The organism is Rugamonas apoptosis, assembly GCF_014042355.1.
Lineage (GTDB): Bacteria > Pseudomonadota > Gammaproteobacteria > Burkholderiales > Burkholderiaceae_D > Rugamonas > Rugamonas apoptosis.
Genome location: NZ_JACEZU010000068.1, coordinates 1 through 259 on the forward strand (window position 1 = coordinate 1; position 259 = coordinate 259).

Below are 259 nucleotides of genomic sequence, written 5' to 3' on the forward strand. Positions count from 1 at the left end.
TGAATAAGTGCACATGGTGGATGCCTTGGCGATTACAGGCGATGAAGGACGTAGTAGCTTGCGATAAGCTGCGGGGAGTGAGCAAACACACTTTGATCCGCAGATTTCCGAATGGGGAAACCCGGCCCTTTGGGTCATTGCATACTGAATACATAGGTATGCAAAGCGAACGCGGCGAACTGAAACATCTAAGTAGCTGCAGGAAAATAAATCAACCGAGATTCCCAAAGTAGTGGCGAGCGAAATGGGAAGAGCCTGC

General features: G+C 49.4%; 1 rRNA gene. It reads left to right on the forward strand.

Features of this window, described 5'->3' with window-relative positions:
* Nucleotides 1–259, forward strand: a 23S ribosomal RNA gene (locus H3H39_RS27455); the annotation flags it as partial.